The organism is Niveispirillum sp. GW835-FHT14G11 (genome assembly GCF_058793615.1).
The window spans coordinates 36,937-62,577 of the sequence record NZ_JBXAFZ010000020.1; the positions used below are offsets into that span (position 1 = coordinate 36,937).

Below are 25,641 nucleotides of genomic sequence, written 5' to 3' on the forward strand. Positions count from 1 at the left end.
TGCATGGGGCAACATGTGGGGGGCCGGGGCCCCGTCCGTCAATGGTCGCGGCAGTCGGGGCAGATGCCCGTTACCTCCACGGTCTGCCGCTGCACCGTGAAGCCCTGGGCCGCCGCACTTTCGGCGATGGCGGCCGCGATGCGCCGGTCGGTCAGCTCGGTGGCGTTGCCGCAGCAGGAGCAGACCAGGAACTGCCCCGTATGGGCGGTACCGGGGTCGGGGCAGCCGACAAAGGCGTTCTGGCTTTCGATCCGGTGGATCAAACCCTGTTCCAGCAGGAAATCCAGCGCACGATAGACGGTCAGCGGGGCCACTCGCTTCCCGTCCGCCGACAGATCCTCCAGGATGGCATAGGCGCCGCGCGGCTTGTGGCTGGACCAGACCAGTTCCAGAACCCGCGCCCGCTGCGCCGTCAGCCGTACACCACGTTCGGTACAGATCGCATCAGCACGGGCCAGCGCATCCTGGACGCAGGACCCATGGTCATGGCGCACGGCATGGTCGTGATGATGGTGGGTATGGCTGGACATCGGATGAGCCTTCAGCAAGGACGGTGCCAATGTAGGCAGGCGGGCAGCAGAAGGAAAGGAGGGTCAGCCCTCCTCCCCCCAGCGCCGCACCCGGCCCGTATCGATATCGAACAGATCCAGCACGCGCCCGATCGTGTGGTCAACCATCTCCTCCAGGCTTTGCGGATTGGCATAGAAGGCGGGGACGGGCGGATAGATGATGGCCCCCATCTCCGTCACCGCCGCCATGGTGCGGATATGGCCCAGATGCAGCGGCGTCTCGCGCAGCATCAGCACCAGCCGCCGCCGCTCCTTCAGCACCACGTCCGCCGCGCGGGTCAGCAGCGAGCTGGTAACCCCCGACGCGATCTCCGACATCGACCGCACCGAACAAGGCGCGACGATCATGCCCATCGTTCGGAAGCTGCCCGACGAAACGGCGGCCCCGATATCGGTGGCGGCATAGGTGACATCGGCCAGCGCCCGGATCTCGGCCACCTTCAGCCCCGACTCGTGCGCAGAGGTCACCTCGGCAGACCTGCTCATTACGAGGTGGGATTCGATGCCCAGCCGGCGTAACGTTTCAAGCAGGCATATGCCGTAAACAATGCCCGACGCCCCGCTGATCCCGACAATCATCCGTCGGGGCGGTGCTGCCGCCGGGTACTGGTCAGGACCGGAAGAACCGGCCGGCTTTGGGAGGATATCTGCCATGGAGGTGATGTAACGCCCCCGATGGTTTTCGTCCAGGGTGGCTAATCCGCCCCTCGAAAAACCCCACTACCCTATCCATATGCATAGAGCCGCGGATAACGATTCCATGTCAGGATCGTGATCCATGTTTTGTCCATCAGGAAAGGCCAAGCCGCGTTTCAGGTACCAACAACCAGACAGGTCCGTTGTTCCATCGTTACAGAAGGAGAGGCCGTATGTTGTTCCCCGAGCGTGTTGAATCGCTGCGCACCAAGCATGAAAGCCTGGATCGGGAGGTGCGGATGGAATCCCGCCGTCCCTTGCCCGACACGACGACCCTGACCCGCCTGAAAATGGAAAAATTGCGCGTGAAGGAGGAAATGGACCGCCTGGCCCGCGCCTGACGGCATTTCCGGCCCCGAACGGCCAGAGAAAAGGCCCCCGTCCGAATGCCGGACGGGGGCTTTTTTACTTTAATGATGATCTTCCGGGATCGGCCTGTCCGACAGATACACCTGTCCCCCCTTCTCCTTGAAGGTCGCCGACATGGCGGCCATCCCCTCCTGGGCGGCTGCATAATCGCGCACTTCCTGCGTGATCTTCATGGAGCAGAATTTCGGCCCGCACATGGAGCAGAAATGCGCCAGCTTGGCGCCTTCCGCCGGCAGGGTTTGGTCGTGATATTTCTCCGCCGTCTCCGGGTCCAGCGACAGGTTGAACTGGTCGCGCCAGCGGAACTCGAACCGGGCCCGTGACAGGGCATCGTCGCGTTCCTGGGCGCCGGGATGGCCCTTGGCCAGATCGGCGGCATGGGCGGCCAGCTTATAGGTGATCACCCCCACCTTCACATCGTCGCGGTCGGGCAGGCCCAGATGTTCCTTGGGCGTGACATAGCAGAGCATGGAGGTGCCGAACCAGCCGATCATGGCGGCCCCGATGCCGCTGGTGATGTGGTCATAGCCCGGCGCGATGTCGGTGGTCAGGGGCCCCAGCGTGTAGAACGGCGCCTCGCCACAAACCTTCAGCTGCTTGTCCATGTTGGCCTTGATCTTGTGCATGGGCACATGGCCCGGCCCTTCGATCATCACCTGCACATCATGCTTCCAGGCGATCTGGGTCAGCTCGCCCAGCGTGTCCAGCTCCGCGAACTGGGCGGCGTCATTGGCATCGGCAATGCTGCCGGGGCGCAGACCGTCACCCAGGGAGAAGGCGATGTCATACGCCTTCATGATCTCGCAGATCTCGTCGAAATGGGTGTAGAGGAAATTCTCCTTGTGGTGGGCCAGGCACCATTTGGCCATGATCGACCCGCCCCGGCTGACGATGCCCGTCACCCGTTTGGCCGTCAGCGGGATATGGGCCAGCCGCACGCCAGCATGAATGGTGAAATAATCCACCCCCTGTTCGGCCTGCTCGATCAGCGTGTCGCGGAACAGTTCCCAGGTCAGGTCCTCGGCCTTGCCATTGACCTTCTCCAGCGCCTGATAGATCGGCACCGTGCCGATGGGCACGGGACTATTGCGGATGATCCATTCCCGGATCGTGTGGATATTGCGGCCCGTGGACAGGTCCATAACCGTATCCGCACCCCAACGGATGGCCCAGACCAGCTTATCCACCTCATCCGCGACCGAGGAGGTGACGGCGGAATTGCCGATATTGGCATTGATCTTCACCAGGAAGTTCCGGCCGATAATCATCGGCTCCGTCTCCGGGTGATTGATATTGTTGGGAATGATGGCGCGGCCCCGCGCGATCTCGTCCCGCACGAATTCCGGGGTCACGTAATCGGGAATGCTGGCCCCGAAATCCTCGCCATCGCGGGCCGCCTGTTCGGCCAGCCGCTGCCGCCCCAGGTTTTCACGGATGGCGACATATTCCATTTCCGCCGTGATGATGCCTTTGCGGGCATAATGAAGCTGGCTGACATTGGCGCCCGGCCGGGCGCGCAGCGGCCGGCGGCTTGCCCGGTCGAACAGCGGTACGGGGCTCTCCTGCCCCCGTACCAAGCCATTATCCTCCGGCTTCACCTCACGCCCCTCATACGCCTCGACATCGCCGCGCGCTTCCACCCAGGACCGGCGCAGCTCCGCCAGTCCCTGGCGGATGTCGGTGCGCACATCCGGGTCGGTATAGGACCCCGACGGGTCATAGACACGCACCGGCGGCTCATTGGCGCTGGGCGACAGGTCGATCTCGCGCATGGCGACGCGGATGTCGGGAAAGCGCTCTCCCGCCATATGCACCTTGCGCGACGCCGGCAGCGGGCCGGTGGTCACGCGAAATTCGGGATCGGTAATGTTGGTATCTGGCATTTGGACCTCCCTTGATATGGAGATCCGGGCATGCGCACGGGGTGCGGCGGCACGTTTGGGGCAGACGGGGCCCCTATGCTTCCATCCCTACGCCGGTACGACCCGGATCAGGTTCGAAGGGTTCCCGCGCCGGTGCCGCCCTCAAGCGGTCCATACGGTGTCTCAGCCCCTTGCCGGGGTTCCCCTTGGACGGGATGGAAAGTGCGGGACGATGGGGCGGGGTGTCAAGGGTGGGTAGTTGACGCGGCGATGCTGTTCGTATTCGCTCGCCCCTGATAAGATGTAAAAGATAATCGATACTCTCCCGAGGGAAAGCGATCTTGGGCCTGCGCAATCTAACCGTCGCTGCATTGCTCATCATGAGCTTTGCTATCGCCGCCCAAGGACAGGGAGCGTCACTGCCCCCCGAATATGAGTCGGCCATAGAGGAACTGGAGAGCCATCAAGATCAAGCTGAAGCGCTGATGCGGGCACACCAGGACGTTTGGCTGGCAAGGCTGGACCTGATGCTGTTCTTGCACAGCTTCCGCGATGCCCGCCCGGAGCGGGACGCCGAGATAGACAATTTGAGCCAGTTGATCGCTGCGGAGGCTTGGAAGCAGATCCCGGAAGAATCTTTGGCCCGATTGCCCGGCATGCCACCAACTTATGACGGCACGTCGGAAAGTCTGATCCCAACGGTACAGCTAGCGTCCCTCTCGGACTTGGCGACCAACAGGTCAACAGCTTCGTACCTGATACCCTGTGGGATCCTCCTGAAGAAGCCGGACCTTCTGGTTGCGACGGCACCAATGTTCGGATCCGGTATGGATAATTACACACCACGTTCCGGTTGTGAGTGGGGCCGGGGGGAGATCAGGGGCTTTCCGACAGAAGCCGTGGAACAATTCCGGAATTTAGCCGACGCTGCTGACGTGATCTATAATAATGCTACGATGTCAGGATCATCCAGATATGGAATGGCCAAGCGCCAAAGCTTTGCGATCGAAAAAATAAAGCTACGGGATTTCAAATTCACTGGAGGAGACTATGATCCGGCCAATCTCCCAAGCCCCTATAAATCTTGGGGGTATTTGTCCCTCTACAACCATCAATTAGAGGCCAGAATCCATGGCGCTTATGTTACCGCCATGGAAGGCATAGCAAGATACATCGACCGCCCCCTTGGTGAGGCCTTCCAAGGTATAGGCAGCGCCCTTGATAGCATCGCCATCGGTGGATGTCGCAACCCTGACGGCAGTAGTCTGCGCGAACTGCTTCTTGACGGCGCACCGGAGGAGGAAATCCGCAAAGCATTGGCACAGATAACAGATATTTGGTCTATCGAATCCGACGTGATCAAGTTCTGCGCCAACGAAGGAGAAATAGCCCCAGACCCGATCATGCACATCGCCGTCGCCCGGGCCGATCTGCTGCCAATGATCGCGGCCCATTCCATCGTCGGCGGCATAGACACGCGCAACGATTTCGGTAAAACACCCCTGATGACTGCGGCGCAGTTCGACCTTCTACCGGCGGTGAATTGGTTGATTGCCAACAAAGCTGAAGTAACGGCAACAACCAACGCGACGGCGGAATGGGACTACATCAAGCATGGTGAGCGTACCGCCCTGCATTATGCCGCCGCCAATGCCAGCCTCCCGGTAATCGAGGCCTTGCTGAAGGCTGGAGCCAACCCGGCCGCGAAGGATGACGAGGGTGCCACCCCGCTCGACTATCTTAATGGCAAGGGGCCCGTTTCCGAGAACAAGCTATTGACTGGCGAAGACCGACGCCGGGCCACCGTCCTGCTCGGCAGCTGATTTCAGGACAGCGCCGCCACCAGACCCGCCGCCAGAGCCAAGGCGGCCCAGCCCAGCCGGCGCCAGCGCCGCCCTTCCCGCTCACGCGAGGCCGCCAGCACGGCCACCGACTCGGGATGCAGGCGCAGGCCACCGCCATCGACCAGCATATTGGCCGCCTGTTCCAGGTCGCGGACCAGCGCCGGCAGGCGACGCGCAATGCCCGTGACGTTGGTCAGAATGTCGGCGACGCGCGCCTCCGGCCCCCGGTTCTCAATCATCCAGCTTGTGATCAGGGGGCGGGCCAGTTCCCACATGTTCACATGCGGGTTCAGGACGCGGCCCATGCCCTCCGCCGTCAGCATGCTTTTCTGCAGCAGCAGCAATTGCGGCTGCGTCTCCATCTGGAACTTTTCCGTGACCGCGAACATCTGGGCCAGCAAGCGGCCCACGGAGATGTCGGACAAGGGTCGCCCATGCAGCGGCTCCCCGATGGAGCGCACGGCCTGCTTGAACAGTTCCTGATCCTGGGTCGCCGGCACGAACCCGGCATCGAAATGCACCTTGGCCACCAGATCATAGTCGCGGTTCAGAAATCCGATCAGCATGTCGGCCAGATAGAGCCGCGTCTGCCGGTCGATACGGCCCATGATGCCGAAATCGACCGCGATCAGCCTTCCCTGCGGCGTCACGAACATGTTGCCGGGATGCATGTCGGCATGGAAGAAGCCGTCGCGGAACACCTGGTTGAAAAAAGCGTCCGCCGCATGGGCCAGCAGCCGGTCGGTCTGCAGCCCGGCAGCGCGGATCTCCTCCACCCGGTCGATGGAAAAGCCGATGATGCGTTCCTGGGTCATCACCCGCCTGGCGGTACGGTCCCAGTCGATGCCGGGCACGCCGAACGTCGCGTCGCCGCTGAAATTCTCCGCCAGCTCGGAAGCCGCCGCCGCCTCCATCCGCAGGTCCATCTCCAGCGCGACGGTGCGGGCGAAGGTTTCTACCACCGCCACCGGCTTCAGGCGGCGCAGCTTGGGCGCCAGACGCACGGCCCAGTCGGCCAGCCACAGCAGCAGGTCGATATCCCGCTGGAACGCCGTCTCGATCCCCGGCCGCAGCACCTTTACGGCGACAAGGCGGCCGTCCGGCGTCTGGGCAAAATGCACCTGGGCGATGCTGGCCGCAGCGACGGCATTGTCATCGAAGGCCGTATAAAGCTCCGCGACCGGCCGCTCCAGCTCCCCTTCGATGATGGCCCGGGCAGCCGCGCCGGAGAAGGCCGGCAACCGGTCGCGCAATTCGGCCAAGTCATCGGCAACCTCGTCACCCACCAGATCGGCGCGGATGGACAGAACCTGGCCCAGCTTGATGAAGCTGGGGCCCAGCACCTGCAGGGCCGCGGCCAGACGCTGGCCCGGCCGGCCCGGCGCCTTGCTGCGGTTCAGGCAGTCCATGAAAAAGGCCAGGAGCGGGCTTGAATCGTGGAAAAGCTCTACCGGCAGGGCGCCATGGCGGCCCAGCGTGCGACCGATACTGAGTATTTGGGCCAGATTGCGGAAGGCGCGCAGCATGCCTACACGCGCCAGCCGGAATGGATGCAGGCGATGCCACCGGACAGGTTACGCGCCTTGGCGCCGGTAAAGCCCGCCGCCTCGATCCGCCGGCACAGGGCCTGCTGTTCGGGAAAGCGGCGGATGCTCTCCACCAGATACTGATAGCTGTCGCGGTCGCCCGCCACCATCCCGCCCAACCGCGGCAGCAGGTGGAAGGAATAGCTGTCATAAACCTCCCGCAGGACCGGGATCACGACATGACTGAATTCCAGGCAGAAGAAGCGCCCACCCGGCTTCAGCACACGGCGGGCTTCGGCCAGCGCCTTGTCGATGCGCGTCACGTTGCGCAGACCGAAGGCGATCGTATAAGCATCCATGGAGCGGGACGGGAATGGCAGATCCTCGGCATTGCCCACGGTCCAGTCGATGCCGGACAGCAGACCGCCATCCACACCCCGGTCACGCCCCACCCGCACCATGGCCTCCGTCAGGTCGCAGACCGTAACTTTGGCGTCGGGCGCCTTGGCCTTCAGGCGGAAGGCGATATCGCCGGTGCCGCCGGCCACGTCCAGCAGTGCCTCACCCTCGCGCGGGCGGACCAGATCGACGAAGGCACCTTTCCACAGCCGGTGGACGCCCATCGACATCAGGTCGTTCATCAGGTCGTATTTGCCGGCAACGCTGCCGAACACGCCCTGGACCAGGGGGGCCTTCTCCGTCGGGTCGATCTCCCGGAAGCCGAAGAAACGGCCTTCCTCCCCGGCGGGGGGCCTGGGGGGGGTGCCCTGGGGGGTAAGGTGGGCGGCGGCGGGCGGGGTCTGGCGTGCGTCGGTCATGGCCGGAACATAGGCTGGACCGGCCCCCTTGGGAAGCGGGCGCGATGCCGCGCATGCATGGGTTCCGGAAAATGATGAAGCCCCGCCGGAAGGGCGGGGCTTCGATCAATATGAGGAGCGGTGCCCCTTGGGCACAAGTACCCGGCGACTGCCGGCGCGGCGCCTGAGAAAGCGCAAAAACTTACTTGCCGCTCTCACGTGTCGTGGACAGCGTACCGCCGGGCGGAGGCATGACTTCGGGGTTCTGCTCGTCCTTCCAGAACATCAGCTTGTCCAGGAAACTGGGGGTGCCGACAACGACGCCGGGATTCTCCCGATCGACAATGGCGCGGATATCGGGGCTGGCCCCGTCAGCACCGGCTTGGGCCAGCAGGGCCCCTTCACCATTGGATTGCTGCGGGCTGGTACGCGGATCAATCAGGGCGCCGGTACCGGCCGTGCTGGCGCCGAACACGCTGGCCTGCGATCGGGTGTCACGCTCCATCTCCTGCGGGCGCGGACTGCCGGGCTGCGGCGGGCGCAGGGAGAAGTCCGGCGGCACTTCCAGCGGGGCGCGGGACACGACCATGAATTCATCCGGCGCGTCATGGCCACTGAACAGGCCGCAGCCCGACAGCAGGCCACCCATGGCGAGAATTGTGATGGCCGGTACGGCCGCCTTGCGCACTTGCTTCAACACACCCATGGTCCGATCCGTACCCTTTGAACGAGGAACTGAGATTAGCGCCGCTCCGCCCCGGAGAACAGCCCGTCGATCAACAACAGGCACACGCCGACGACGATGCAGCAATCCGCCACGTTGAATGCCGGCCAGTGCCAGCCCGCGACGTGAAAGTCAAGAAAATCGGCGACGGCCCCGAAACGGAACCGGTCAATGACATTACCGACGGCCCCGCCGACCACCATGCCGGTGGCCAGTGCAAGAAGCGGCTTGTCATTATGCCGGCCCCACCAGAGCAGCCCCGCACAGATGATGACGGCCAGCAGGCTGAGAGCGGCGGGCATCAGATCATGCTGGCTGTAGAACATAGAGAAGCTGACCCCAAAGTTCCAGGCGACCACCATATTGAAGAAGCCCGTCACCTCGATGAAGGGAGAATTGACCGCACAGCCCGGACCGGGCGGCCCGGACAGGCAGGGCAGCAGGCTGGTCAGCACCCATTGCTTGCTCATCTGGTCCAGGACCAGGGCAACCAGAGCCACCAAACAAGTCACCATGCGCAGCTTCTTCACCATGGCCACCGGCGCGGCCCCCTCACCCACAACCATCATCCATCCGCGTCTTCAACACGTCACCGCTGCCTTATAACCCAAACACGGCGGAAAGGCGGCAAATGGTCGGGGCATCTGCTAAAATTCCGTCACGCGGCCCTTGCACAGCCCGCCGGTTGCCCATGCGGCAGGCGGGGACACGGGGCATTTGCCTCAGACCGGGCAACCTGTTAGGTTCCGCGCCGCTCGATTCCTCGAAAGTTTGAGATAGCGTGTCATGAAGGTCAATGCGAACACCATGCGCAAGGGTCACATCCTTGAGCATAACGGCCGTCTCTATGTCATCACCGGCACCCAGATCGTGCAGCCCGGCAAGGGCGGCGCCTTCATTCAGCTGGAAATGAAGGATGTGAAGTCGGGCAACAAGAATATCGAGCGCTTCCGCACCGGCGAAGCGGTCGAGCGCGCCCGTCTCGATGATCACGAGATGACGTTCCTGTTCGCCGAAGACGACAATTTCACCTTCATGGACAAGGAGACCTTTGAACAGGTCACCATTTCCGGCGACATTATCGGCGACGGCAAGATCTTCCTGCAGGACGGCATGGAAGTCGTCGTGCAGTCCTTCGAAGGTTCGCCCCTGTCGGTCGAACTGCCGCAGTCGGTCGTGCTGATGATCACCGAGGCCGACCCCGTCGTAAAGGGCCAGACGGCCTCTTCCTCCTACAAGCCGGCCGTTCTGGAAAATGGCGCCCGCGTCCTGGTTCCGCCCCATATCGAGGCTGGCACCAAGATCGTCGTCAATATTGAGACCGGCGAATATATGGAACGCTTCAAGGACTGATTTGCGCCCTCAGGCGCCGGGCGCCGCCATCCGGCGGATTGGGCTTGACAGCGACCATGGGGTCGCGGGCCGGCAGTCGCCGGCCTGAGCTTCGCCCTCAGTCTTTCAGCATCAGGCGCCCGCGCGGATCGACACGCGCGGGCGTTTCGTTTTTATATAGACGGTCATCGACCGCCGTTTCTTCGTCATTGTGGAGTGTTCGACCATGGCAGCCCGTTCGGCCATCCTGAACGTCATGACCCGTGCGGCCGAAAAGGCCGGCAAGGCCATCCTGCGCGATTTCGGCGAGGTCGAGCACCTTCAGGTCTCCCGCAAGGGCCCGTCCGACTTCGTATCCGCCGCCGACCAGAAGGCCGAGCGCATCGTGCGCGAGGAGCTGCAGAAGGCCCGCCCCGATTTTGGCTTCCTGATGGAAGAGTCGGGTGAGATCAAGGGCAAGGACACCGCCCACCGCTTCATCGTCGATCCCCTGGACGGCACCACGAACTTCCTGCATGGCCTGCCGCACTGGGCCGTCTCCATCGCGCTGGAGCGCGAAGGGGAGATCATCGCTGGCGTCATCTATGAGCCCGTGCATGATGAGATGTTCTGGGCCGAAAAGGGTGCGGGCGCCTTCCTGAACCATACCCGCCTGCGCGTTTCCTCCCGTCGCGCGCTGGCCGACAGCCTGATCGCCACCGGCATCCCCTTCAAGGGCCATGGCAATGCGCCGGTTTTCCTGCAGCAGCTGGAGGCCCTGATGGGCCAGGTGGCGGGCACCCGCCGCTGGGGTGCGGCGTCGCTGGACCTGGCCTATACGGCGGCCGGCCGCTTCGACGGGTTCTTCGAAGCCGACCTGAAGCCCTGGGACATGGCGGCCGGCCTGCTGCTGGTCACCGAGGCCGGCGGCTTCGTCAGCGAGATCGGCACCGGCAAATCGCCGCTGAGCAGCGGTTCGGTCCTGGCCGCCAATGCCAACCTGCATTCCCATCTGGCGGTTCTGCTGCGTAACGCCGGCAAGCCCAAGGTGGCGCCGGTGGAAAAGCCGAAGGCGTAAACGACCAGACTTGAATGGTTGAAAGACTGCGCGGCCAACACCCCGCGCAGCCCTTTTCATGCCAGCCCGTCGGGCACCGGCCCGCCCGTGGCCCAATCCAGCAGCTGCACAGTATGCACGATGGGCAGGGCCGTGCCCAACCCGATCTGGGTGATGCAGCCGATATTACCGGCGGCGATGATGTCGGGCCGCGTCCCCTCGATCGCCGCCACCTTGGCATCGCGCAGCTGCCCGGCCAGTTCCGGCTGCAGCAAATTGTAGGTCCCCGCCGACCCGCAGCACAGATGCCCGTCCGGCACGTCCAGGACCGTGAAGCCGGCCGCGCGCAGCAGGTCGCGCGGCGGGTCCTTTACCTTCTGCCCATGCTGAAGCGAGCAGGCGGAATGATAGGCCACCCGCAACGGCCGTGGCGCCCGCGTCCCTTCCGGCAGGCCCAGCATGGCCAGCACCTCCGTCACATCGCGGGCCAGGGCCGATACCTTGGCCGCCGGCGCCGCCATCTCGGCATCGTCGCGGAATATGTAGCCGTAATCCTTGACAATGGTGCCGCAGCCGCTGGCCGTGACGATGATCGCGTCCAGGCCCGCGCCTTCCAGCTCCGCCATCCAGGCGCGGATATTGGCGGCGGCGAAGCCGTGGCTGTCATGGCCCATATGGTGGGTCAGCGCCCCACAGCAGCCGACGCCCTTGGCCACCACGAGCTCCGCCCCCAGCCGGGTCAGCAAGCGGATCGCCGCCTCGTTGATGGCGGGGTCCAGGGCGGGCTGCACGCAGCCAGGCAGCAGGGCCACGCGCAGGCGGCGCTGCCCCTGCGCCGGGAAGATCGCCGGTCCTTCCTGGGCGCGGCGCGGATGGATGCGGGCAGGCGCCAGGTCCAGCATCGCCCGCAGGTCGGCGGGCAGCAGGGCGCGGAAGGGCCTTGCTGCCTTCGCCAACCCCATGGCGGCGCGAAACCGTCCAGCATGCGGCAGGGTCAGGCGCAGGGCCAGCCGCTTCAGCCGCAGGGGCCAGGATCGTTTGCCCGTGCGTTCGATATGAGCGCGGGCATGATCGACCAGATGCATGTAATGCACGCCGGACGGGCAGGTGGTCATGCAGGACAGGCACGACAGGCAGCGGTCGATATGGTGGGTTTCCACCGGCCCGGCATCCCGCCCGCTTTCCAGCATATCCTTGATCAGATAGATGCGGCCCCGCGGGCTGTCGCGCTCATCCCCCGTCAGGCGATAGGTGGGGCAGGTCGCCGTGCAGAAGCCGCAATGTACGCAGCTCCTGAGTATCCTCTCCGCCTCCGCCGTGCCGCTGTCGGCCAGCTGCGCCAGGGTGAAATGCGTCTGCATCAGCCCCCCATGATCCCGGGATTAAGGATACAGGCAGGATCAAACTGCGCCCGCACCCGTTGCGACAGGGCGGCCAGCGCCGCCGGCTGCGGATGGAAGACGGGGACACTCTGCTTCACGGCGTCGGGGGCCCGCATCAAGGTGGCATGCCCATCACTGCCCACGGCGGCGCGCACGATGGCGGCACCCGCATCGGCCATGCCGCCCGGCACGCCCAGCCAGACCAGCCCGCCACCCCAGTCCAGCCAACCCAGCGCTCGCGGGATCGCCGCCCGGATAGCGGACAGCGCCCCCATCCCCGCCATGGGCGGCACCGACAGGCGCCAGACGTCCAGATCGGGCCGTTCCGCCAACGGCGTGGCATCGCGCAGGCAGGCCCAGAGTGCGGCCGATTCGTCGCCATCCAGCACGGCCATGGCCGCCCGCCCGCCCAGCAGGCCCTCCAGCGCCGACAGGCGCTCCGCCACCGACACCGCCACCCCGTCCAGCCGCAGCAGCACGCAAGGCGTGCGGTCGGGCAATAGGCCATCCAGCGGCAGGTAGGCGGGGGTCCAGGCGGCGGCCGCCACCTCCGCAGCATATCCCAGCGCATCGGCCAGGGCGCGGCTGGCCCCCTCCCCCTCGATCCCAGCCAGCACCAGGGTCTTGGACACGGGCGGGGCCGGCAACACCTTCAGCACGATCTCCGTCATGATGCCCAGCGTGCCATGGGCGCCGGTCAGCAGCTTGGGCAGGTCGAAACCGGTGACGTTCTTCACCACCTTGCCGCCGGACCGGAACAGCCGCCCGTCACCCGACAGGGCCGTCATGCCCAGCACATGGTCGCGCACTGCCCCCGCCCGGATCCGCGCCGGCCCTGACAGGCCGGTGGCAACGATACCGCCGATGGTGCCGCCCCCTGCCGGCCGGCCGTAGAGGGGGCCCAGGTCCGGCGGCTCGAATGCCAGCGCCTGGCCCCTGGCCGCCAGCAATGCCTGCGTTTCAGCCAGGGACAGGCCAGATTCGGCCACCAGGATCAGTTCGGGCGGGTCATAGGAAATCACACGCGACAAGGGTGTCAGCAACAGGGGCGTACCGGCAACGGCATGGCCCAGGCCCGACTTGCTGCCGCCAGCCATCAGGCGCAGCGGTTGCCCGGCACGGACGGCGTCGATAAGGGGGGAGAGCGTGCTGTCCACCACCCTACCCCCCCCGCCGGTTAAGCCGCGTTCGGCCCCATGGGCTTGGTCAGGGCCACGTCCAGATAGTCATCAACGATCTTGCCCAGGTCGTCGGCCTTCTCGTTGAAGAAATGGTTGGCGCCCTCAAGCCGGCGATAGTCGATCTTGATGTCCTTCTGCGAGGACAGCTTATTGACCAGGCGGGTCACCGATGCCTCGGGCACAATTTCGTCCCGATCACCATGCACGATCAGCCCGGAGGCCGGACACGGGGCCAGAAAGCTGAAATCGAACATGTTGGCGGGCGGGGCGATGGACAGGAACCCGTCCAGTTCCGGACGGCGCATCAGCAACTGCATACCGATCCAGGCGCCGAAACTGAACCCACCGATCCAGCAAGCCGAAGCGTTGGGATTGTAGGTCTGCAACCAGTCCAGCGCGCTGGCCGCGTCGGACAGCTCCCCCTCGCCCCGGTCATAGGTGCCCTGGCTGCGGCCCACGCCCCGGAAATTGAAGCGAAGGGACGAGAAGCCCCGCTTCGTAAAGGCATGGAACAGCGTGTAGACGATGCGATTGTTCATCGTCCCGCCATGCTGCGGATGCGGATGCAGCAGCAGGGCAATGGGCGCGTTCGGCAACTTGCTGTGGGAGTAGCGACCTTCCAGACGGCCGGCGGGGCCGTTCATGATCACGTCAGGCATCGATTCACCGGTCCCGATCAGACATGCGTGGGGCGAGCATCAACAGGCGAGCGGCAGCGACCGTAAAACGACCCAGGGCCGGGCGGCCATGGTCGGGGGGCGATTCTTGACCGTCCATCCCTGTCATTCTATAGGACTGCCTCAGGCGTTGTGGGCCGTCGGACCGCACCCGGAACGGGCACGCCCCGCCGTCCACGGGACTGTCCCGTCGCGTTAACCGCGATGGGATAGAGGCGGACTATATCACAGCGCCCATATTCGTATTCAAGCCTCTTCGCAGGGGAATTCAAGCCTTTGGCGGAAAAGCAGCCCATGCGCACCCCACTTTACCTCGACTGGAACGCCACGGCCCCCCTGCGGGCACCCGCGCGCGACGCCATGGTCAGCGCTCTGGATGTGCTGGGCAACCCCTCTTCCATCCATGGTTTCGGCCGCAAGGCGCGCCGGCTGGTGGAGGATGCGCGCGAGCAGGTGGCCTCCTTGGCCGGTGCCGCCGCCGCCCAGGTCACCTTCACCGGCGGCGGGACGGAGGCCAACAACCAGGCGCTTTGCCTGGCCGCCGCCCATGGCCGCCGCCTGCTGCTGGGCGCCACGGAGCATCCGTCGGTGCTGGAATGTGGCGGACCGGACGCCGGCATCATTCCCGTGGGGCATGACGGACGGATCGACCTGACGGCCCTGGAGAGAATGCTGGCACCGGGCCCGACGCTGGCCAGTATTCAGGCGGTGAACAGCGAGACGGGGATCATCCAGCCGCTGGCCGAGATCGCGGCTCTGGTCCACCACTATGGCGGCTGGCTGCACAGCGACGCAGTACAGGCGGTGGGACGTATCCCCTTCGACATGACGGCACTGGGCCTCGACCTGGTCACCCTGTCGGCGCACAAGATCGGCGGGCCACAGGGGGTGGGCGCCCTGCTGGCCGCCCCGTCGGTGCCGCTGGCCCCGCTGCTGCGCGGTGGCGGTCAGGAGCGGCGGATGCGGGCGGGAACGGAGAATGTGGCCGGCATCGCCGGATTCGGGGCAGCATCCCAAGCCGCACGCGCGGGGTTGAAGGATTATGCCGCCATCGCCGGCTTGCGAGACCGGCTGGAGTCTGCTGTGCGCTTGACCGCCCCGCATGTGCAGGTGATCGGGACCGATTCCCCGCGGGTCGCCAATACCAGCTGCCTTGCCCTGGCTGGCACCGGCGCCAACAGCCAGTTGATGGCATTCGATCTGGCCGGCATCGCCGTCAGCGCCGGATCGGCCTGTTCGTCGGGCAAGGTCAAGGCGTCACCCGTGCTGACCGCCATGGGCTATGGGGAAGAAGTGGCGGGATCGGCCATCCGGGTCAGCCTGGGTTGGGACACCAAAGCCGCCGATATCGACCGGTTCCTGGCCTGCTATCTGCCCCTGGCCGCCCGCGCCGTGAAAGAATGACATCCATGGAAACCACCCTGCCCTGCTGGCATTGCGCCGGCGACCTCTCCACCCGGGCCCTGTTCTGCCATGGCTGCGGGTCGATCCAGCCGCCAGGAGATGTCGATCCCTTCACCCGCCTGGGCCTGGCCGCATCGTTCGAGTTGGACCTGACTGCCATCGATCGGCAACTGGCCGGATTCGCCCGCATCCTGGCCCCGGCCCGGTTCGAGGCCAAGGGGGAGCAAGCGGCCGGATTCGCCCAGGCCCATCGTGCGGCACAAGGGAAGGCGGCTTCCATCCTGCGCAACCCCGCGACCCGCGCCCGCGCCTTGCTGGACCTGGCGCAGGCAGCACCGGCGCTCCCCGTCAATGGCGGTCCGTGGGAGATCGCCATCGCCGCCGCCCCCCGTGCCACCCGCGCCCGGGCGATGAAGACGGTGACGGATGAGATGGCGGCCGAACTGCGCCTGCTGCTGGATGCCTTCCGCCTTGGCGACCTGACCCTGGCGGCCACGCGCCTGTCGCGGGTGGAGGCCATGGCGATGGCCGTGGAAGCGGCCCGGCGCCTTGGCTAATCCCCCATTGCCACCCCATCGCGGCGGGGATCGGCGCCACCCTGGATGCCGGTCGGCGTGATACGGATCGCGTGGATGCCGCTGTTCACGGCGTCGCGCTTCACCTCGTGCCCCATGGCGGCCAAGGCACTCGCCAGGGCATCGGCGGCGGGGCCGGATTCGATCTGGGTGGCGCCGTTGCGATTCAACAGGATGGGCAGGCTGACAGCGGCCTGCGGGTCCAGGTCCCAGTCCAGCATGGCCACCAGGGCTTCAGCGACATAGCCGATGATGGCCGTGCCGCCGGGGGAGCCCACAGCCAGCACCGGCGTCCCATCCCTGTCGAACACCACCGTTGGCGCCATGGAGGAACGCGGACGCTTGCCCGGCGCGGGCGCGTTGGCGACCGGCTTGCCGTTCTTGGTGGGGACGAAGGTGAAGTCGGTCATCTGGTTGTTCAGCACGAAACCACCGGCGATCAGTCCGGAACCGAAGGCGAACTCCACCGAACTGGTCATCGACACCATCCGCCCCTCGTCATCGACGATGGAGAAATGGCTGGTGGATGGGACGTCCGGCCCGTCGGCGGCGGGGAACAGGGCGCCGGTACGGAACGGCGGCTCCCCCGGTGGCACAGCGCCGGTGGCCGCGCGGGCCGGGTCAATACCCGCGGCGCGGGATGCGATATAGCCGCCATCGATCAGCCCCCGGGTCGGCACGGGCACCTTGTCGGGATCCCCCACATGCGCCTCCCGGTCGGCATGGGCGCGGCGGCTGGCCTCCATCAGCAGGTGCCAGGCCTTGGGATCATCCTTGCCCATGGCGCGCAGATCATATTGCGACAGCATGCCCAGGATCTGGAGGATCGCCACCCCGCCTGCCGAAGGCGGGGCCATGCCGCAGACCTTCCAGATGCGATAGGGCACGCAAATGCCGGCGCGCTCCACGGCGCGATAAGTCGCCATATCCTCCAGGGTCAGGACGGGTGCGCCGCTGTCGCCAGCCGCCTGCCGCAACCGGCCCACAATGGCCTTGGCGATGGGTCCGCGATAGAAGGCGTCAGGACCGGCCGCCGCCAGCAGGCGCAGGCTGATCGCCTGTTCAGGCATCGGCACGCGTTCCCCCAGCGCCGGCGGCCCGGCGCCATCCTTGTAGTAGACGTGATTGAGGTCGGGCGACTTGCCCATGACCCGGCGCCAGTCGGTCAGCACCCCCACCATGCGCGGCCAAGCGGGCACACCGGCATCGGCCAGGTCGATGGCGGGCTGGAACAGGGGTCCCCAAGGTAGCTTGCCATGGGCGGCATGGGCCTGGGCCAGCATGGCCACGACGCCCGGCACGCCCACGGCCCGGCCCTGGGGCAGCGTGTCCAGGAAGCCCATGGGCTTGCCATCGGCGCCGATGAACAGATTGGGCGTCACGGCGCCCCCGGCCACTTCCCGCCCGTCATAGGTAGTCAGCTTGCCGCCCGGTTCGGCCAGCAGCATGAAGGCCCCGCCACCCAGGCCCGACGATTGCGGTTCCGCCAGCCCCAGAACGGCCTGTACCGCCACCGCCGCATCCACGGCGTTACCCCCCTGGCGCAGTACCTCAAGCCCCGCCTGCACGGCCAGCGGATTGGCCGCCACAACCATGTGGCGGCGGGCGGTCACCAGCTGTTTGGCCTTGGCGGCGGAGGCCGGTTCCGGCGCCTGCTGGGCGGGAACGGCGGCAACGAGCAGCCCCAAGGCCAGTAGGCTCGCGGCAAGGCGGCGGGAGTAGGTCGGGATATGGGGAGATCGCATTGCCTGTCCGGGGTCTCATATTTTTCACATGGTCGCCCGGTGGAATAGAAGATGGCAAGACTTGATTGACGGGCGGCCCATGCGCGGCCCAGGAATCAAAAGCGGGCCACGAAGGGCCCGCCCAATAGGCACCGTTCATCCGGCGCACATAGACTTCTTTTGGAATGACTGATTCTGGACCTGTGACTACTGCCGCAGCCTTTCAGGCATAGTCAAGTCCGAGCAGATGACCGCAAAGCGAACCAAAAAGACTTACGAAGCATAAAAAAGATGGCAGCGCCGCCTGTTGGGGCAGCGCTGCCAAACTTTCAACCACGTGACGCCAAAGGCAGCGTCAGGACAAACGCGAATCAGAGATCAGAGGATCTCGACGCGGTTGGCCTGCGGGCCCTTCTGACCCATGCTGGTCTGCAGACGCACGCGCTGCTCCGGGGTCAGCGACCGCACGCCCGAACGTTCCAGCGCCGTGATGTGCACGAACACATCCTTGCCGCCGCCATCGGGGGTGACAAAGCCGAAGCCCTTGTCGGCGCTGAAGAACTTGACCACGCCCTCGATCGATTCCGTCGGGCCGTTGTCGAAGCTGCGCGCAACGCGCGGGGCGCGGGGCGCGTCGCCATAGCGGTCGCCACCGAAGCGGTCGCCACCGCCGAAACGGTCGCCGCCGCCACCAAAGCGGTCACCACCGCCCGGACCACCCGGACCACGGCGGGCCGGCTGAGCCGTCGAGGTATCGACGCTGTGGATCGAAGCGACCTGCGGACCCTTCTGACCCTGCGACAGATCGCAGACGATGGTCGTGCCATCGGCCAGCGCGTCATGGCCAACGGCCTGGACGACCGAGGCATGCAGGAAGGCATCGGGCGACCCGTCGGACAGGGTCACGAAGCCGAAGCCCTTCGTGGGGTTGTACCATTTGACCGTGGCGGTGACGCTGCGGCGGGTGATCTGCGGGCTCTGCGGAGAACGGCGCTCGTACATGTGGTCTCGAACTCGACTGTCATAGTGTAGGGAACTTCACCGGTGGGACCGGCTGCAAGGACGGTACCCGGTTCTGCGCCGCGCGGAAAACAATCCACGAGGAGCCGGTCCAGCAGCCATCCCAACATGACCCTACACTGGATATTGGCGGGATGCACTATCAAAGCCGTGGAATGTTACCAAATGATAGCAGGGCTGAGGGCCCGCCCACGCAAGGACTGCATAGCCCGGCGGGGTAAATCATGGCACCGCAACGCAGCATTTCTCCGCTTCAGAAATGGAGAATACCAGGGCTGGTGGCCGCGCTGCTGATGGACGGCTATTAGGACGGCATTATGCGGGATGCATATTCCGTGCGAGATGTCCCATGCAAGACTGTTTCCCCTGAAACGCATAAGAGGTAATCTCCATAACGTCGCAACAAGGACAGCGCCTTATCGACCGCATGGCCGCTACCCGCAGCACAGAAGACGTGTCCGCCCCCCCTCCGACGTTCAAGGAACGATTCCTGGCGTGGTGGGAAGGCATCGACGTCCAGCGCCGCTCCGGCGAAGCCGGAGAGGAAGCCTTCGCGTCCCATGGGGGTGCCGGCAACGGTGGCGCACAAGGCGACGGCAAGCATCTGAACCGGCGGGGCAAGCCGCTCTGGACCGCCACCCGTATTGAAGTGGTGGAGAAGATCTGGGGGCCGGGTTTCTCCTCTCCCGGCGGAGACGAGTTCATTCCCACCATCGTGAAGCCGCTGGGCCTGAACCCGGCCATGAGCGTGCTGGATATCGGCGCCGGCCTGGGCGGCGCCACCCGCGCCATGGCCAAGCAATACGGCACCTGGGTGACGGGGGTGGAGGGCAATCCGGTGCTGGCGGAGGCCGGGATGTTCCGGTCGCAAAAATCGGGGCTGGCCCGGCAATCGCCCATCCTTTCCCTGGACTTGGAGAATTTCGCCTGGAGCAAGCGGGTGGACGCCATCTTCTCCAAGGAGACCTTTTATACGATCCGCAACAAGGACCGGTTGGTCGACGGCATTGAGGCGGTGCTGAAGCCCAAGGGCCAGCTATTGTTCACCGACTACGTGATCGACCCCGGTCATGCGCGCGGGCGTGATTTCGACGGCTGGATCCATGCCGAGCCGGTGGAGCCCGCGCCCTGGACCGTTGAGCAATATGTGGGGGCGCTGGCCCAGCGCAACCTGGATATCCGCATCACCGAGGATAATACCGACAACCACCGCACCCTGATCCTGAACGCCATCCAGGAACTGGTGAAGCATCTGGAAACGGTCAGCATGGATCATGACACCAAGCTGGCCGTGGTGGAGGAGGTGGAGATGTGGGCACGGCGCGTGGCGGCCCTGTCATCGGGCCTGCGCTATTACCGATTCTATGCCTTGAAACCCGCTGAATTGAGCTGATCCGGCCTCAGAATCGGGCTTCCGAGGGCGCGGGTGGGGGTTGCATGGCGGAAAATCGCCTGTCCGGTTGACAGGGGCCCGACCCGCGACTATGTTCCGCGCCTCGCAAAGAACGCCTCCAGCGCCAGAGTGCTTATCATGAAGATCGTGAATTCGCTGAAGTCGATGAAGACCCGCCACAAGGCTTGCCGCGTCATCCGCCGCAAGGGCCGTGTCTACGTCATCAACAAGCTGAACCCGCGTTTCAAGGCCCGCCAGGGCTAAGTCACCGGTACAGTTTGGCCGGGGCGGATTCGTCCCGGCACGCAGGAACCGCGCCTTTGGGCGCGGTTTTCGCATTTGGGGGTTCCGCACCCCTGGGCCTTTGCCGCATGGTTGTCACCGATTGACCCCATCCGGTGATGCGCCCATGCCGATCATGCCCTCGCCCGATCCCGCCGTGTTCGCCATGCGGGGCGAGTTGCTGCGCCGACTGAAGATCGCCGTCCCCGGCGGCGTCATCGCCGACGATTCCTCGTTGCGCGCCTATGACACCGACGCACTGACAGTCTATCGCCAGATGCCGATGCTGGTCGTTCTGCCGCGCAACACGGGCGAGGTGGCGGCTGCCTTGCGCATCTGCCACGCGCTGGGGGTGAAGGTGGTGCCGCGCGGGGCAGGGACCGGCCTGTCGGGCGGGGCGCTGCCGCTGGCCGACGGGGTGCTGCTGGTCCTGTCCAAGCTGTCGCGCATCCTCGACATCGATCACGACAACCGCGCCGTCGTGGTGCAGCCCGGTGTCACCAATCTGGCCATCAGCCAGGCGGTGGCGGATCGCGGCTTCTATTACGCGCCCGACCCCTCATCGCAGATCGCCTGCTCCATCGGCGGCAATGTCGCGGAAAATTCCGGCGGGGTGCATTGCCTTAAATATGGGGTGACGGCCAATAACCTGCTGGGAGTCGAATTCGTCACCATGGCAGGCGAAGTGCTACGCCTGGGCGGCAAGCATCTCGATTCAGGGACCTACGACCTGATGGGCGTGATCACCGGGTCGGAGGGGCTGCTGGGCGTGGTGACGGAAGTGACGGTGCGCATCCTGCCCCGGCCACAGGTGGCGCGCGCCCTGCTGGTCGGGTTCGACCGCACCGTCGATGCCGGTGACGCCGTGGCCGCCATCATCGCCACCGGCATCATCCCGGCGGGCATGGAGATGATGGACCGGCCCGCCATCCATGCGGCGGAGGATTTCGTCCAGGTGGGATATCCGCGCGATGTCGATGCCCTGCTGATCGTGGAACTGGACGGGCCGGCAGCGGAGGTGGATGCCCTGATTGCCCAGGTGGCGGAGATCACATCGGCCCATGGCGGCCGACCGCCGCGCATATCGACCAGCGAATCCGAACGGCTGGCCTTCTGGGCCGGGCGCAAGGCCGCCTTCCCCGCCGTGGGCCGGATCAGTGCCGACTATATGTGCATGGACGGCACCATTCCGCGAAAGGCCCTGCCCCATGTCCTGTCGCGCATGGCGGAGATGGAAACGGAGTTCGACCTGCGGGTGGCCAATGTCTTTCATGCCGGCGACGGCAACCTGCATCCCCTGATCCTGTTCGACGCGAACAAGCCGGGCGAGTTGGAGCGGGTGGAAGCGTTCGGGGCCGCCATCCTGCGCCTGTGCGTGGAGGTGGGCGGGGTGCTGACCGGCGAGCATGGGGTGGGGATCGAGAAGCGTGACCTGATGCCGGCCCAGTTCAGCGACGCCGACCTGGAACAACAGATGCGTCTGAAATGCGCCTTCGATCCCGACGGGCTGCTGAACCCCGGCAAGCTGTTCCCTACGTTGCACCGCTGCGCCGACAGCGGCTGGATGCGGGTCAGCGGCGGGCAGTTACCCTTCGCGGAGCTTCCCCGGTTCTGACCCCCCGCCCGTGACCATTGACGCCCCGCCCGCCCCTTGTTCTACTGCACCGCAATGCGTGGCGCGCAGGGCGGACATTCCCTGACGACGCCGGACAATAAAGATGGCGGACGGGGTTCAGCATGGGTCGGATCGCGTGGCGGACAGCCATGGTTGCGTGCGCGTTGGTGGGTTTGGGGGCCATGCCGGCCCTGGCGGTGCCCAAGACGCTGGTCTATTGCGCAGAAGGCAGCCCGGAGAATTTCAACGCGGCGCTGAATACATCCGGCACCACCTTCGACGCCACGCGGCCGATCTATGACGGTCTGGTGAAGTTCGAGCGCGGGACGACCAAGATCGTGCCGGCCTTGGCCGAACGCTGGGACATCTCGCCCGACGGCCTGACCTATACCTTCTTCCTGCGCCGGGGCGTGAAGTGGCAATCCTTCAAGGATTACAAGCCCACGCGCGATTTCAACGCCGATGACGTGCTGTTCAGCCTGAACCGGCAATGGCAGGCCGACCATCCGTTCCATTCCGTCTCCGGCGGCGGCTATGCCTTCTTCAAAAGCATGGGGCTGGGCGACCTGCTGAAGAGCGTGGAGAAGCTGGACGATTACACGGTCCGCGTCACCCTGACCAAGCCGGAGGCGCCGTTCCTGGCCGATCTGGGCATGGATTTTGCCAATATCACCTCGGCTGAATATGCCGACTTCTTGAAGAAGAAGGGCAGGCCGGAACGGTACGACCAGGACCCGGTGGGCACCGGCCCGTTCCGCTTCGTCATCTATCAAAAGGATGCCCAGATCCGGTACAAGCGGTTCGATGAGCATTGGGCTGGCCGGACGCCGCTCGACAATCTGGTCTTCGCCATCACGCCCGACGCGGCTGTGCGCTATGCCAAGCTGAAGGCGGGGGAATGCCACATCATCCCCTATCCCAACCCGCCCGACCTGCCTTCCATGGCCAAGGACCCGACCCTGACCCTGATGGAGATGGAAGGGCTGAATGTCGGGTACATGGCCTTCCAGACGCAGAAAAAGCCCTTTGACGACAAGCGGGTGCGACAGGCCATCAACATGGCCGTGGACCGCAAGTCCATCCTGGAACAGGTGTTCCAGGGCAGCGGCAAGCCGGCCAGGAACCCCATCCCGCCGGGCGTTTTCGGCTATCTTGCCGATAACAAGGAATATCCCTATGACCCGGCCAAGGCCAAGGCGCTGTTGGCCGAAGCCGGATACCCCAACGGATTCGAGACCGACCTCTACGCCATGCCCGTCCAGCGCCCCTACAATCCCAATGCGCGGCGCATGGCGGAAATCATCCAGGCCGATCTGGCCAAAATCGGCGTGACCGTGAAGATCGTCAGCTTCGAATGGGGCGAGTATCGCAAGCGCATCCAGGATGGCGACCATCAGATGGCGCTCTATGGCTGGACGGGCGACAATGGTGACCCCGACAATTTCATGTACAACCTGCTGGGCTGCGCGGCGGCCCGGACCAGCGGCAGCAACATCGCCAAATGGTGCCACCAGCCCTATGAGGATCTGGTGCTGAAGGCCAAGCAGGTGCCCGATCAGGCGGCCCGCGCCAAGCTTTATGAACAGGCGCAGCGCATCTTCAAGGAAGAAGCCCCCTGGGTCACCATCGCCCATTCGGTGGTGTTCGAGCCGGTGTCGAAGAAGGTCATCGGTTACAAGCAGAGCCCCTTCAACCGACATCAGTTCGATGGGGTGGATATGGCGGAATGAGGGGCGCCCCATGCTGAAATTCATCGCGACCCGCATCGCCCTGCTGATCCCCACCTTTCTGGGCGTCACGCTGCTGGCCTTTTTCCTGATCCGGCTGGTGCCCGGCGACCCGATCGAGGTGCGGCTGGGCGAGCGCGGGATCGATCCAGCGCGGCTGGAGGAAATGCGCGCACAACTGGGCCTGAACAAGCCGCTGCTGGAGCAATATGGCGACTATCTGGGCGGGGTCCTGACCGGCGATCTGGGCAAGTCGCTGATCACCCAAACGCCCGTGCTGCATGAATTTGCCGAACTGTTCCCCGCCACCATCGAACTGTCGCTCTGCGCCATCCTGTTCGCGCTGATCATCGGCTTGCCGGCGGGGGTGCTGGCGGCGGTGAAGCGGGGCGGGCCGCTGGATCATGGGGTAATGGCGGCCAGCCTGACGGGATATTCCATGCCCATCTTCTGGTGGGGGCTGCTGCTGATCCTGTTCTTCTCCGTCATCCTGGGCTGGACGCCGGTCAGCGGCCGGTTGTCGGCGGCCTATTATGTGGAGCCGGTGACGGGCTTCCTGCTGATCGACAGTCTGCTGTCAGAGGAGGAAGGGGCGTTCCTGGACGCAGCTCATCACTTGGTCCTGCCCGCCATCGTGCTGGGCACCATCCCGCTGGCCGTCATCGCCCGCATGACACGGTCATCGATGCTGGAGGTGCTGGGCGAGGATTATATCCGCACCGCGCGGGCCAAGGGGCTGGGGCTGTTCCGTGTCGTGGGCCTGCATGCGCTGCGCAACGCCATGATCCCGGTGGTCACCGTCATCGGGCTGCAGGTGGGGACACTGCTGGCCGGTGCCATCCTGACAGAGACCATCTTCGCCTGGCCCGGCATCGGCAAATGGCTGATCGAAAGCATCAACCGCCGTGATTATCCGGCCCTGCAGGGCGGGATCCTGCTGGTGGCCGGGGTGGTGATGCTGGTCAACCTGGCCGTCGATCTGCTGTACGGCCTGCTCAACCCCCGCATCCGGCACGCGACATGACCGATATCATCCTGAAGGCGCTCCCCGGTCCATGGTCCGAATTCTGGGCCCATTTCCGCCGCAACGGGGGCGCCGTGCTGGGGCTGGGCATCGTGCTGGTACTCAGCTTCGTCGCCATCTTCGCCGATTTCGTCGCCCCGTATGATCCTGCCGAACAGTTCCGTGACGTCGTGCTGCTGCCGCCCGCCTGGATCGACGGCGGGAATTGGGCCTTCCCGCTGGGCACCGATGATATCGGGCGTGACATGCTGTCCCGGCTGATCCATGGCGCCCGGCTGTCCTTGTTCATCGGGTTGCTGGTCGTCACCCTGTCGCTGGCGGTTGGGGTGGCGCTGGGGCTGGTCGCCGGCTTCTATGGCGGGGCGTCGGATACGCTGATCGCGCGGTTCATGGATATCTTGCTGTCCCTGCCGTCGCTGCTGCTGGCCATCGTCGTGGCGGCCATCCTGGGACCGGGGCTGGTGAATGCCGCCATCGCCGTGTCGGTGGTCATCGTCCCGCATTATGCTCGCCTGACCCGCGCGTCGGTGATGGCGGAGAGAACCCGTGAATATGTGACGGCGGCGCGGCTGGCTGGGGCCAGCGACAGGCGCCTGATGCTGGTCACCATCCTGCCCAACTGTGCGGCCCCGCTGATCGTGCAGGCGACCCTGGGCTTCTCCACCGCCATCCTGGATGCAGCCGCCCTGGGCTTCCTGGGCTTGGGCGCGCAGCCGCCGACGCCGGAATGGGGCACCATGCTGTCCTCCTCCCTGCAATTCCTGCAAAGGGCCTGGTGGGTGGTGACCTTCCCCGGCCTTGCCATCCTGATCACGGTGCTGGCCTTCAACCTGATGGGCGATGGCTTGCGCGACGCGCTTGACCCCAAGCTGAAGCGCTGAG

Annotated in this window: 24 protein-coding genes and 1 riboswitch; of the genes, 12 read left to right on the forward strand and 12 right to left on the reverse strand. The window is 65.2% G+C overall.

Translation table 11 applies throughout. The annotated features are described in order from the left end of the window. Nucleotides 1-38: 38 nt before the first annotated feature. Both AC1Q7F_RS27595 and AC1Q7F_RS27600 read right to left on the reverse strand, forming a co-directional pair. The gene (locus tag AC1Q7F_RS27595) at nt 39-530 is read right to left on the reverse strand and encodes a Fur family transcriptional regulator (RefSeq protein WP_492511773.1); all 492 of its coding nucleotides are present in this window, start codon (nt 528-530) and stop codon (nt 39-41) included. A 63-nt stretch (nt 531-593) separates the two neighbouring features. After that, a complete protein-coding gene (locus AC1Q7F_RS27600) occupies nt 594-1,223 on the reverse strand; it encodes a UbiX family flavin prenyltransferase (protein ID WP_492511774.1) in 630 nt (209 codons plus the stop codon). A 215-nt stretch (nt 1,224-1,438) separates the two neighbouring features. Here AC1Q7F_RS27600 and AC1Q7F_RS27605 point away from each other — a divergent pair, with 215 nt between their 5' ends. Then, nucleotides 1,439-1,606, forward strand: coding sequence for a YdcH family protein (locus AC1Q7F_RS27605; protein WP_492511775.1), 168 nt, complete (start codon nt 1,439-1,441; stop codon nt 1,604-1,606). A gap of 69 nt (nt 1,607-1,675) precedes the next feature. Here AC1Q7F_RS27605 and thiC read toward each other — a convergent pair whose 3' ends face one another. Beyond that, nucleotides 1,676-3,517, reverse strand: a complete 1,842-nt coding sequence (thiC, locus tag AC1Q7F_RS27610) for a phosphomethylpyrimidine synthase ThiC (protein ID WP_492511776.1) — start codon at nt 3,515-3,517, stop codon at nt 1,676-1,678. Nucleotides 3,518-3,584: 67 nt separating this feature from the next. Beyond that, a riboswitch (TPP riboswitch) is annotated at nt 3,585-3,713 on the reverse strand. Between the two features lie 124 nt (nt 3,714-3,837). On the opposite strand from thiC, the gene AC1Q7F_RS27615 reads away from it, so the two are divergent. Next, nucleotides 3,838-5,319, forward strand: coding sequence for an ankyrin repeat domain-containing protein (locus AC1Q7F_RS27615; protein ID WP_492511777.1), 1,482 nt, complete (start codon nt 3,838-3,840; stop codon nt 5,317-5,319). A 2-nt stretch (nt 5,320-5,321) separates the two neighbouring features. Here the strand turns inward: AC1Q7F_RS27615 and ubiB are convergent, their stop codons facing one another. From ubiB to lspA, 4 genes are all read right to left on the reverse strand, one after another. Further along, nucleotides 5,322-6,866, reverse strand: a complete 1,545-nt coding sequence (ubiB, locus tag AC1Q7F_RS27620) for a 2-polyprenylphenol 6-hydroxylase (RefSeq protein ID WP_492511778.1) — start codon at nt 6,864-6,866, stop codon at nt 5,322-5,324. Nucleotides 6,867-6,868: 2 nt separating this feature from the next. Then, nucleotides 6,869-7,684: a class I SAM-dependent methyltransferase gene (locus AC1Q7F_RS27625; protein WP_492511779.1), complete on the reverse strand. Its 816-nt coding sequence runs from the start codon at nt 7,682-7,684 to the stop codon at nt 6,869-6,871. Nucleotides 7,685-7,865: 181 nt separating this feature from the next. Then, the gene (locus tag AC1Q7F_RS27630; RefSeq protein ID WP_492511780.1) at nt 7,866-8,369 is read right to left on the reverse strand and encodes a DUF3035 domain-containing protein; all 504 of its coding nucleotides are present in this window, start codon (nt 8,367-8,369) and stop codon (nt 7,866-7,868) included. A gap of 35 nt (nt 8,370-8,404) precedes the next feature. Continuing rightward, the gene (gene lspA / locus AC1Q7F_RS27635; RefSeq protein ID WP_492511781.1) at nt 8,405-8,956 is read right to left on the reverse strand and encodes a signal peptidase II; all 552 of its coding nucleotides are present in this window, start codon (nt 8,954-8,956) and stop codon (nt 8,405-8,407) included. Nucleotides 8,957-9,173: 217 nt separating this feature from the next. Between lspA and efp the strand changes: the two genes are divergently transcribed. Together efp and AC1Q7F_RS27645 are read left to right on the forward strand one after the other, a co-directional pair. Further along, a complete protein-coding gene (gene efp, locus AC1Q7F_RS27640; RefSeq protein ID WP_492511782.1) occupies nt 9,174-9,740 on the forward strand; it encodes an elongation factor P in 567 nt (188 codons plus the stop codon). A 205-nt stretch (nt 9,741-9,945) separates the two neighbouring features. After that, nucleotides 9,946-10,776: an inositol monophosphatase family protein gene (locus AC1Q7F_RS27645; protein ID WP_492511783.1), complete on the forward strand. Its 831-nt coding sequence runs from the start codon at nt 9,946-9,948 to the stop codon at nt 10,774-10,776. A 56-nt stretch (nt 10,777-10,832) separates the two neighbouring features. On the opposite strand, the gene glcF is transcribed toward AC1Q7F_RS27645, so the two are convergent. From glcF to AC1Q7F_RS27660, 3 genes are read right to left on the reverse strand one after another with little or no spacing between them, the layout of a single operon-like run. Beyond that, complete coding sequence (glcF, locus tag AC1Q7F_RS27650; RefSeq protein ID WP_492511784.1) at nt 10,833-12,116, reverse strand: glycolate oxidase subunit GlcF; 1,284 nt, start codon at nt 12,114-12,116, stop codon at nt 10,833-10,835. Further along, nucleotides 12,116-13,294, reverse strand: coding sequence for an FAD-binding protein (locus AC1Q7F_RS27655; RefSeq protein WP_492511785.1), 1,179 nt, complete (start codon nt 13,292-13,294; stop codon nt 12,116-12,118). The genes glcF and AC1Q7F_RS27655 overlap by 1 nt, the downstream gene beginning before the upstream one ends. A gap of 20 nt (nt 13,295-13,314) precedes the next feature. Continuing rightward, complete coding sequence (locus tag AC1Q7F_RS27660; RefSeq protein ID WP_492511786.1) at nt 13,315-13,977, reverse strand: alpha/beta hydrolase; 663 nt, start codon at nt 13,975-13,977, stop codon at nt 13,315-13,317. Nucleotides 13,978-14,289: 312 nt separating this feature from the next. Between AC1Q7F_RS27660 and AC1Q7F_RS27665 the strand changes: the two genes are divergently transcribed. After that, the gene (locus AC1Q7F_RS27665) at nt 14,290-15,399 is read left to right on the forward strand and encodes a cysteine desulfurase family protein (RefSeq protein WP_492511787.1); all 1,110 of its coding nucleotides are present in this window, start codon (nt 14,290-14,292) and stop codon (nt 15,397-15,399) included. A 5-nt stretch (nt 15,400-15,404) separates the two neighbouring features. Then, complete coding sequence (locus AC1Q7F_RS27670) at nt 15,405-15,956, forward strand: hypothetical protein (RefSeq protein WP_492511788.1); 552 nt, start codon at nt 15,405-15,407, stop codon at nt 15,954-15,956. Here AC1Q7F_RS27670 and ggt read toward each other — a convergent pair. Both ggt and AC1Q7F_RS27680 read right to left on the reverse strand, forming a co-directional pair. Then, on the reverse strand, nt 15,953-17,719 hold the full coding sequence (ggt, locus tag AC1Q7F_RS27675; RefSeq protein WP_492511789.1) for a gamma-glutamyltransferase: 1,767 nt from the start codon (nt 17,717-17,719) through the stop codon (nt 15,953-15,955). The genes AC1Q7F_RS27670 and ggt overlap by 4 nt on opposite strands. Nucleotides 17,720-18,076: 357 nt before the next feature. Next, the gene (locus AC1Q7F_RS27680; protein ID WP_492511790.1) at nt 18,077-18,700 is read right to left on the reverse strand and encodes a cold-shock protein; all 624 of its coding nucleotides are present in this window, start codon (nt 18,698-18,700) and stop codon (nt 18,077-18,079) included. 472 nt (nt 18,701-19,172) lie between these two features. Here AC1Q7F_RS27680 and AC1Q7F_RS27685 point away from each other — a divergent pair, with 472 nt between their 5' ends. From AC1Q7F_RS27685 to AC1Q7F_RS27710, 6 genes are all read left to right on the forward strand, one after another. Continuing rightward, the gene (locus AC1Q7F_RS27685; protein ID WP_492511791.1) at nt 19,173-20,111 is read left to right on the forward strand and encodes an SAM-dependent methyltransferase; all 939 of its coding nucleotides are present in this window, start codon (nt 19,173-19,175) and stop codon (nt 20,109-20,111) included. A gap of 138 nt (nt 20,112-20,249) precedes the next feature. Next, the gene (ykgO, locus tag AC1Q7F_RS27690) at nt 20,250-20,375 is read left to right on the forward strand and encodes a type B 50S ribosomal protein L36 (protein ID WP_029014073.1); all 126 of its coding nucleotides are present in this window, start codon (nt 20,250-20,252) and stop codon (nt 20,373-20,375) included. Between the two features lie 154 nt (nt 20,376-20,529). Then, nucleotides 20,530-22,008 carry an FAD-linked oxidase C-terminal domain-containing protein gene (locus AC1Q7F_RS27695; protein ID WP_492511836.1) on the forward strand — a complete coding sequence of 493 codons (1,479 nt, stop codon included), beginning with the start codon at nt 20,530-20,532 and terminating at the stop codon, nt 22,006-22,008. Nucleotides 22,009-22,130: 122 nt separating this feature from the next. Continuing rightward, nucleotides 22,131-23,738 carry an ABC transporter substrate-binding protein gene (locus AC1Q7F_RS27700; RefSeq protein ID WP_492511792.1) on the forward strand — a complete coding sequence of 536 codons (1,608 nt, stop codon included), beginning with the start codon at nt 22,131-22,133 and terminating at the stop codon, nt 23,736-23,738. Nucleotides 23,739-23,748: 10 nt separating this feature from the next. Continuing rightward, nucleotides 23,749-24,759, forward strand: coding sequence for an ABC transporter permease subunit (locus tag AC1Q7F_RS27705; protein ID WP_492511793.1), 1,011 nt, complete (start codon nt 23,749-23,751; stop codon nt 24,757-24,759). After that, the gene (locus AC1Q7F_RS27710) at nt 24,756-25,640 is read left to right on the forward strand and encodes an ABC transporter permease subunit (RefSeq protein ID WP_492511794.1); all 885 of its coding nucleotides are present in this window, start codon (nt 24,756-24,758) and stop codon (nt 25,638-25,640) included. Before AC1Q7F_RS27705 ends, AC1Q7F_RS27710 begins: the two co-directional genes overlap by 4 nt. The last annotated feature ends 1 nt before the right edge of the window (nt 25,641 follow it).

Coding starts and splice junctions, on each gene's coding strand:
- ubiB (WP_492511778.1), bottom strand. CDS start 6,866: ATGCTGCGCGCCTTCCGCAATCTGGCCCAAATACTCAGTATCGGTCGC.
- AC1Q7F_RS27600 (WP_492511774.1), bottom strand. CDS start 1,223: ATGGCAGATATCCTCCCAAAGCCGGCCGGTTCTTCCGGTCCTGACCAG.
- AC1Q7F_RS27695 (WP_492511836.1), top strand. CDS start 20,530: ATGCCCTCGCCCGATCCCGCCGTGTTCGCCATGCGGGGCGAGTTGCTG.
- lspA (WP_492511781.1), bottom strand. CDS start 8,956: ATGATGGTTGTGGGTGAGGGGGCCGCGCCGGTGGCCATGGTGAAGAAG.
- AC1Q7F_RS27605 (WP_492511775.1), top strand. CDS start 1,439: ATGTTGTTCCCCGAGCGTGTTGAATCGCTGCGCACCAAGCATGAAAGC.
- AC1Q7F_RS27670 (WP_492511788.1), top strand. CDS start 15,405: ATGGAAACCACCCTGCCCTGCTGGCATTGCGCCGGCGACCTCTCCACC.
- glcF (WP_492511784.1), bottom strand. CDS start 12,116: ATGCAGACGCATTTCACCCTGGCGCAGCTGGCCGACAGCGGCACGGCG.
- thiC (WP_492511776.1), bottom strand. CDS start 3,517: ATGCCAGATACCAACATTACCGATCCCGAATTTCGCGTGACCACCGGC.
- ykgO (WP_029014073.1), top strand. CDS start 20,250: ATGAAGATCGTGAATTCGCTGAAGTCGATGAAGACCCGCCACAAGGCT.
- AC1Q7F_RS27710 (WP_492511794.1), top strand. CDS start 24,756: ATGACCGATATCATCCTGAAGGCGCTCCCCGGTCCATGGTCCGAATTC.
- ggt (WP_492511789.1), bottom strand. CDS start 17,719: ATGCGATCTCCCCATATCCCGACCTACTCCCGCCGCCTTGCCGCGAGC.
- efp (WP_492511782.1), top strand. CDS start 9,174: ATGAAGGTCAATGCGAACACCATGCGCAAGGGTCACATCCTTGAGCAT.
- AC1Q7F_RS27665 (WP_492511787.1), top strand. CDS start 14,290: ATGCGCACCCCACTTTACCTCGACTGGAACGCCACGGCCCCCCTGCGG.
- AC1Q7F_RS27625 (WP_492511779.1), bottom strand. CDS start 7,684: ATGACCGACGCACGCCAGACCCCGCCCGCCGCCGCCCACCTTACCCCC.
- AC1Q7F_RS27700 (WP_492511792.1), top strand. CDS start 22,131: ATGGGTCGGATCGCGTGGCGGACAGCCATGGTTGCGTGCGCGTTGGTG.
- AC1Q7F_RS27680 (WP_492511790.1), bottom strand. CDS start 18,700: ATGTACGAGCGCCGTTCTCCGCAGAGCCCGCAGATCACCCGCCGCAGC.
- AC1Q7F_RS27645 (WP_492511783.1), top strand. CDS start 9,946: ATGGCAGCCCGTTCGGCCATCCTGAACGTCATGACCCGTGCGGCCGAA.
- AC1Q7F_RS27705 (WP_492511793.1), top strand. CDS start 23,749: ATGCTGAAATTCATCGCGACCCGCATCGCCCTGCTGATCCCCACCTTT.
- AC1Q7F_RS27660 (WP_492511786.1), bottom strand. CDS start 13,977: ATGCCTGACGTGATCATGAACGGCCCCGCCGGCCGTCTGGAAGGTCGC.
- AC1Q7F_RS27630 (WP_492511780.1), bottom strand. CDS start 8,369: ATGGGTGTGTTGAAGCAAGTGCGCAAGGCGGCCGTACCGGCCATCACA.
- AC1Q7F_RS27595 (WP_492511773.1), bottom strand. CDS start 530: ATGTCCAGCCATACCCACCATCATCACGACCATGCCGTGCGCCATGAC.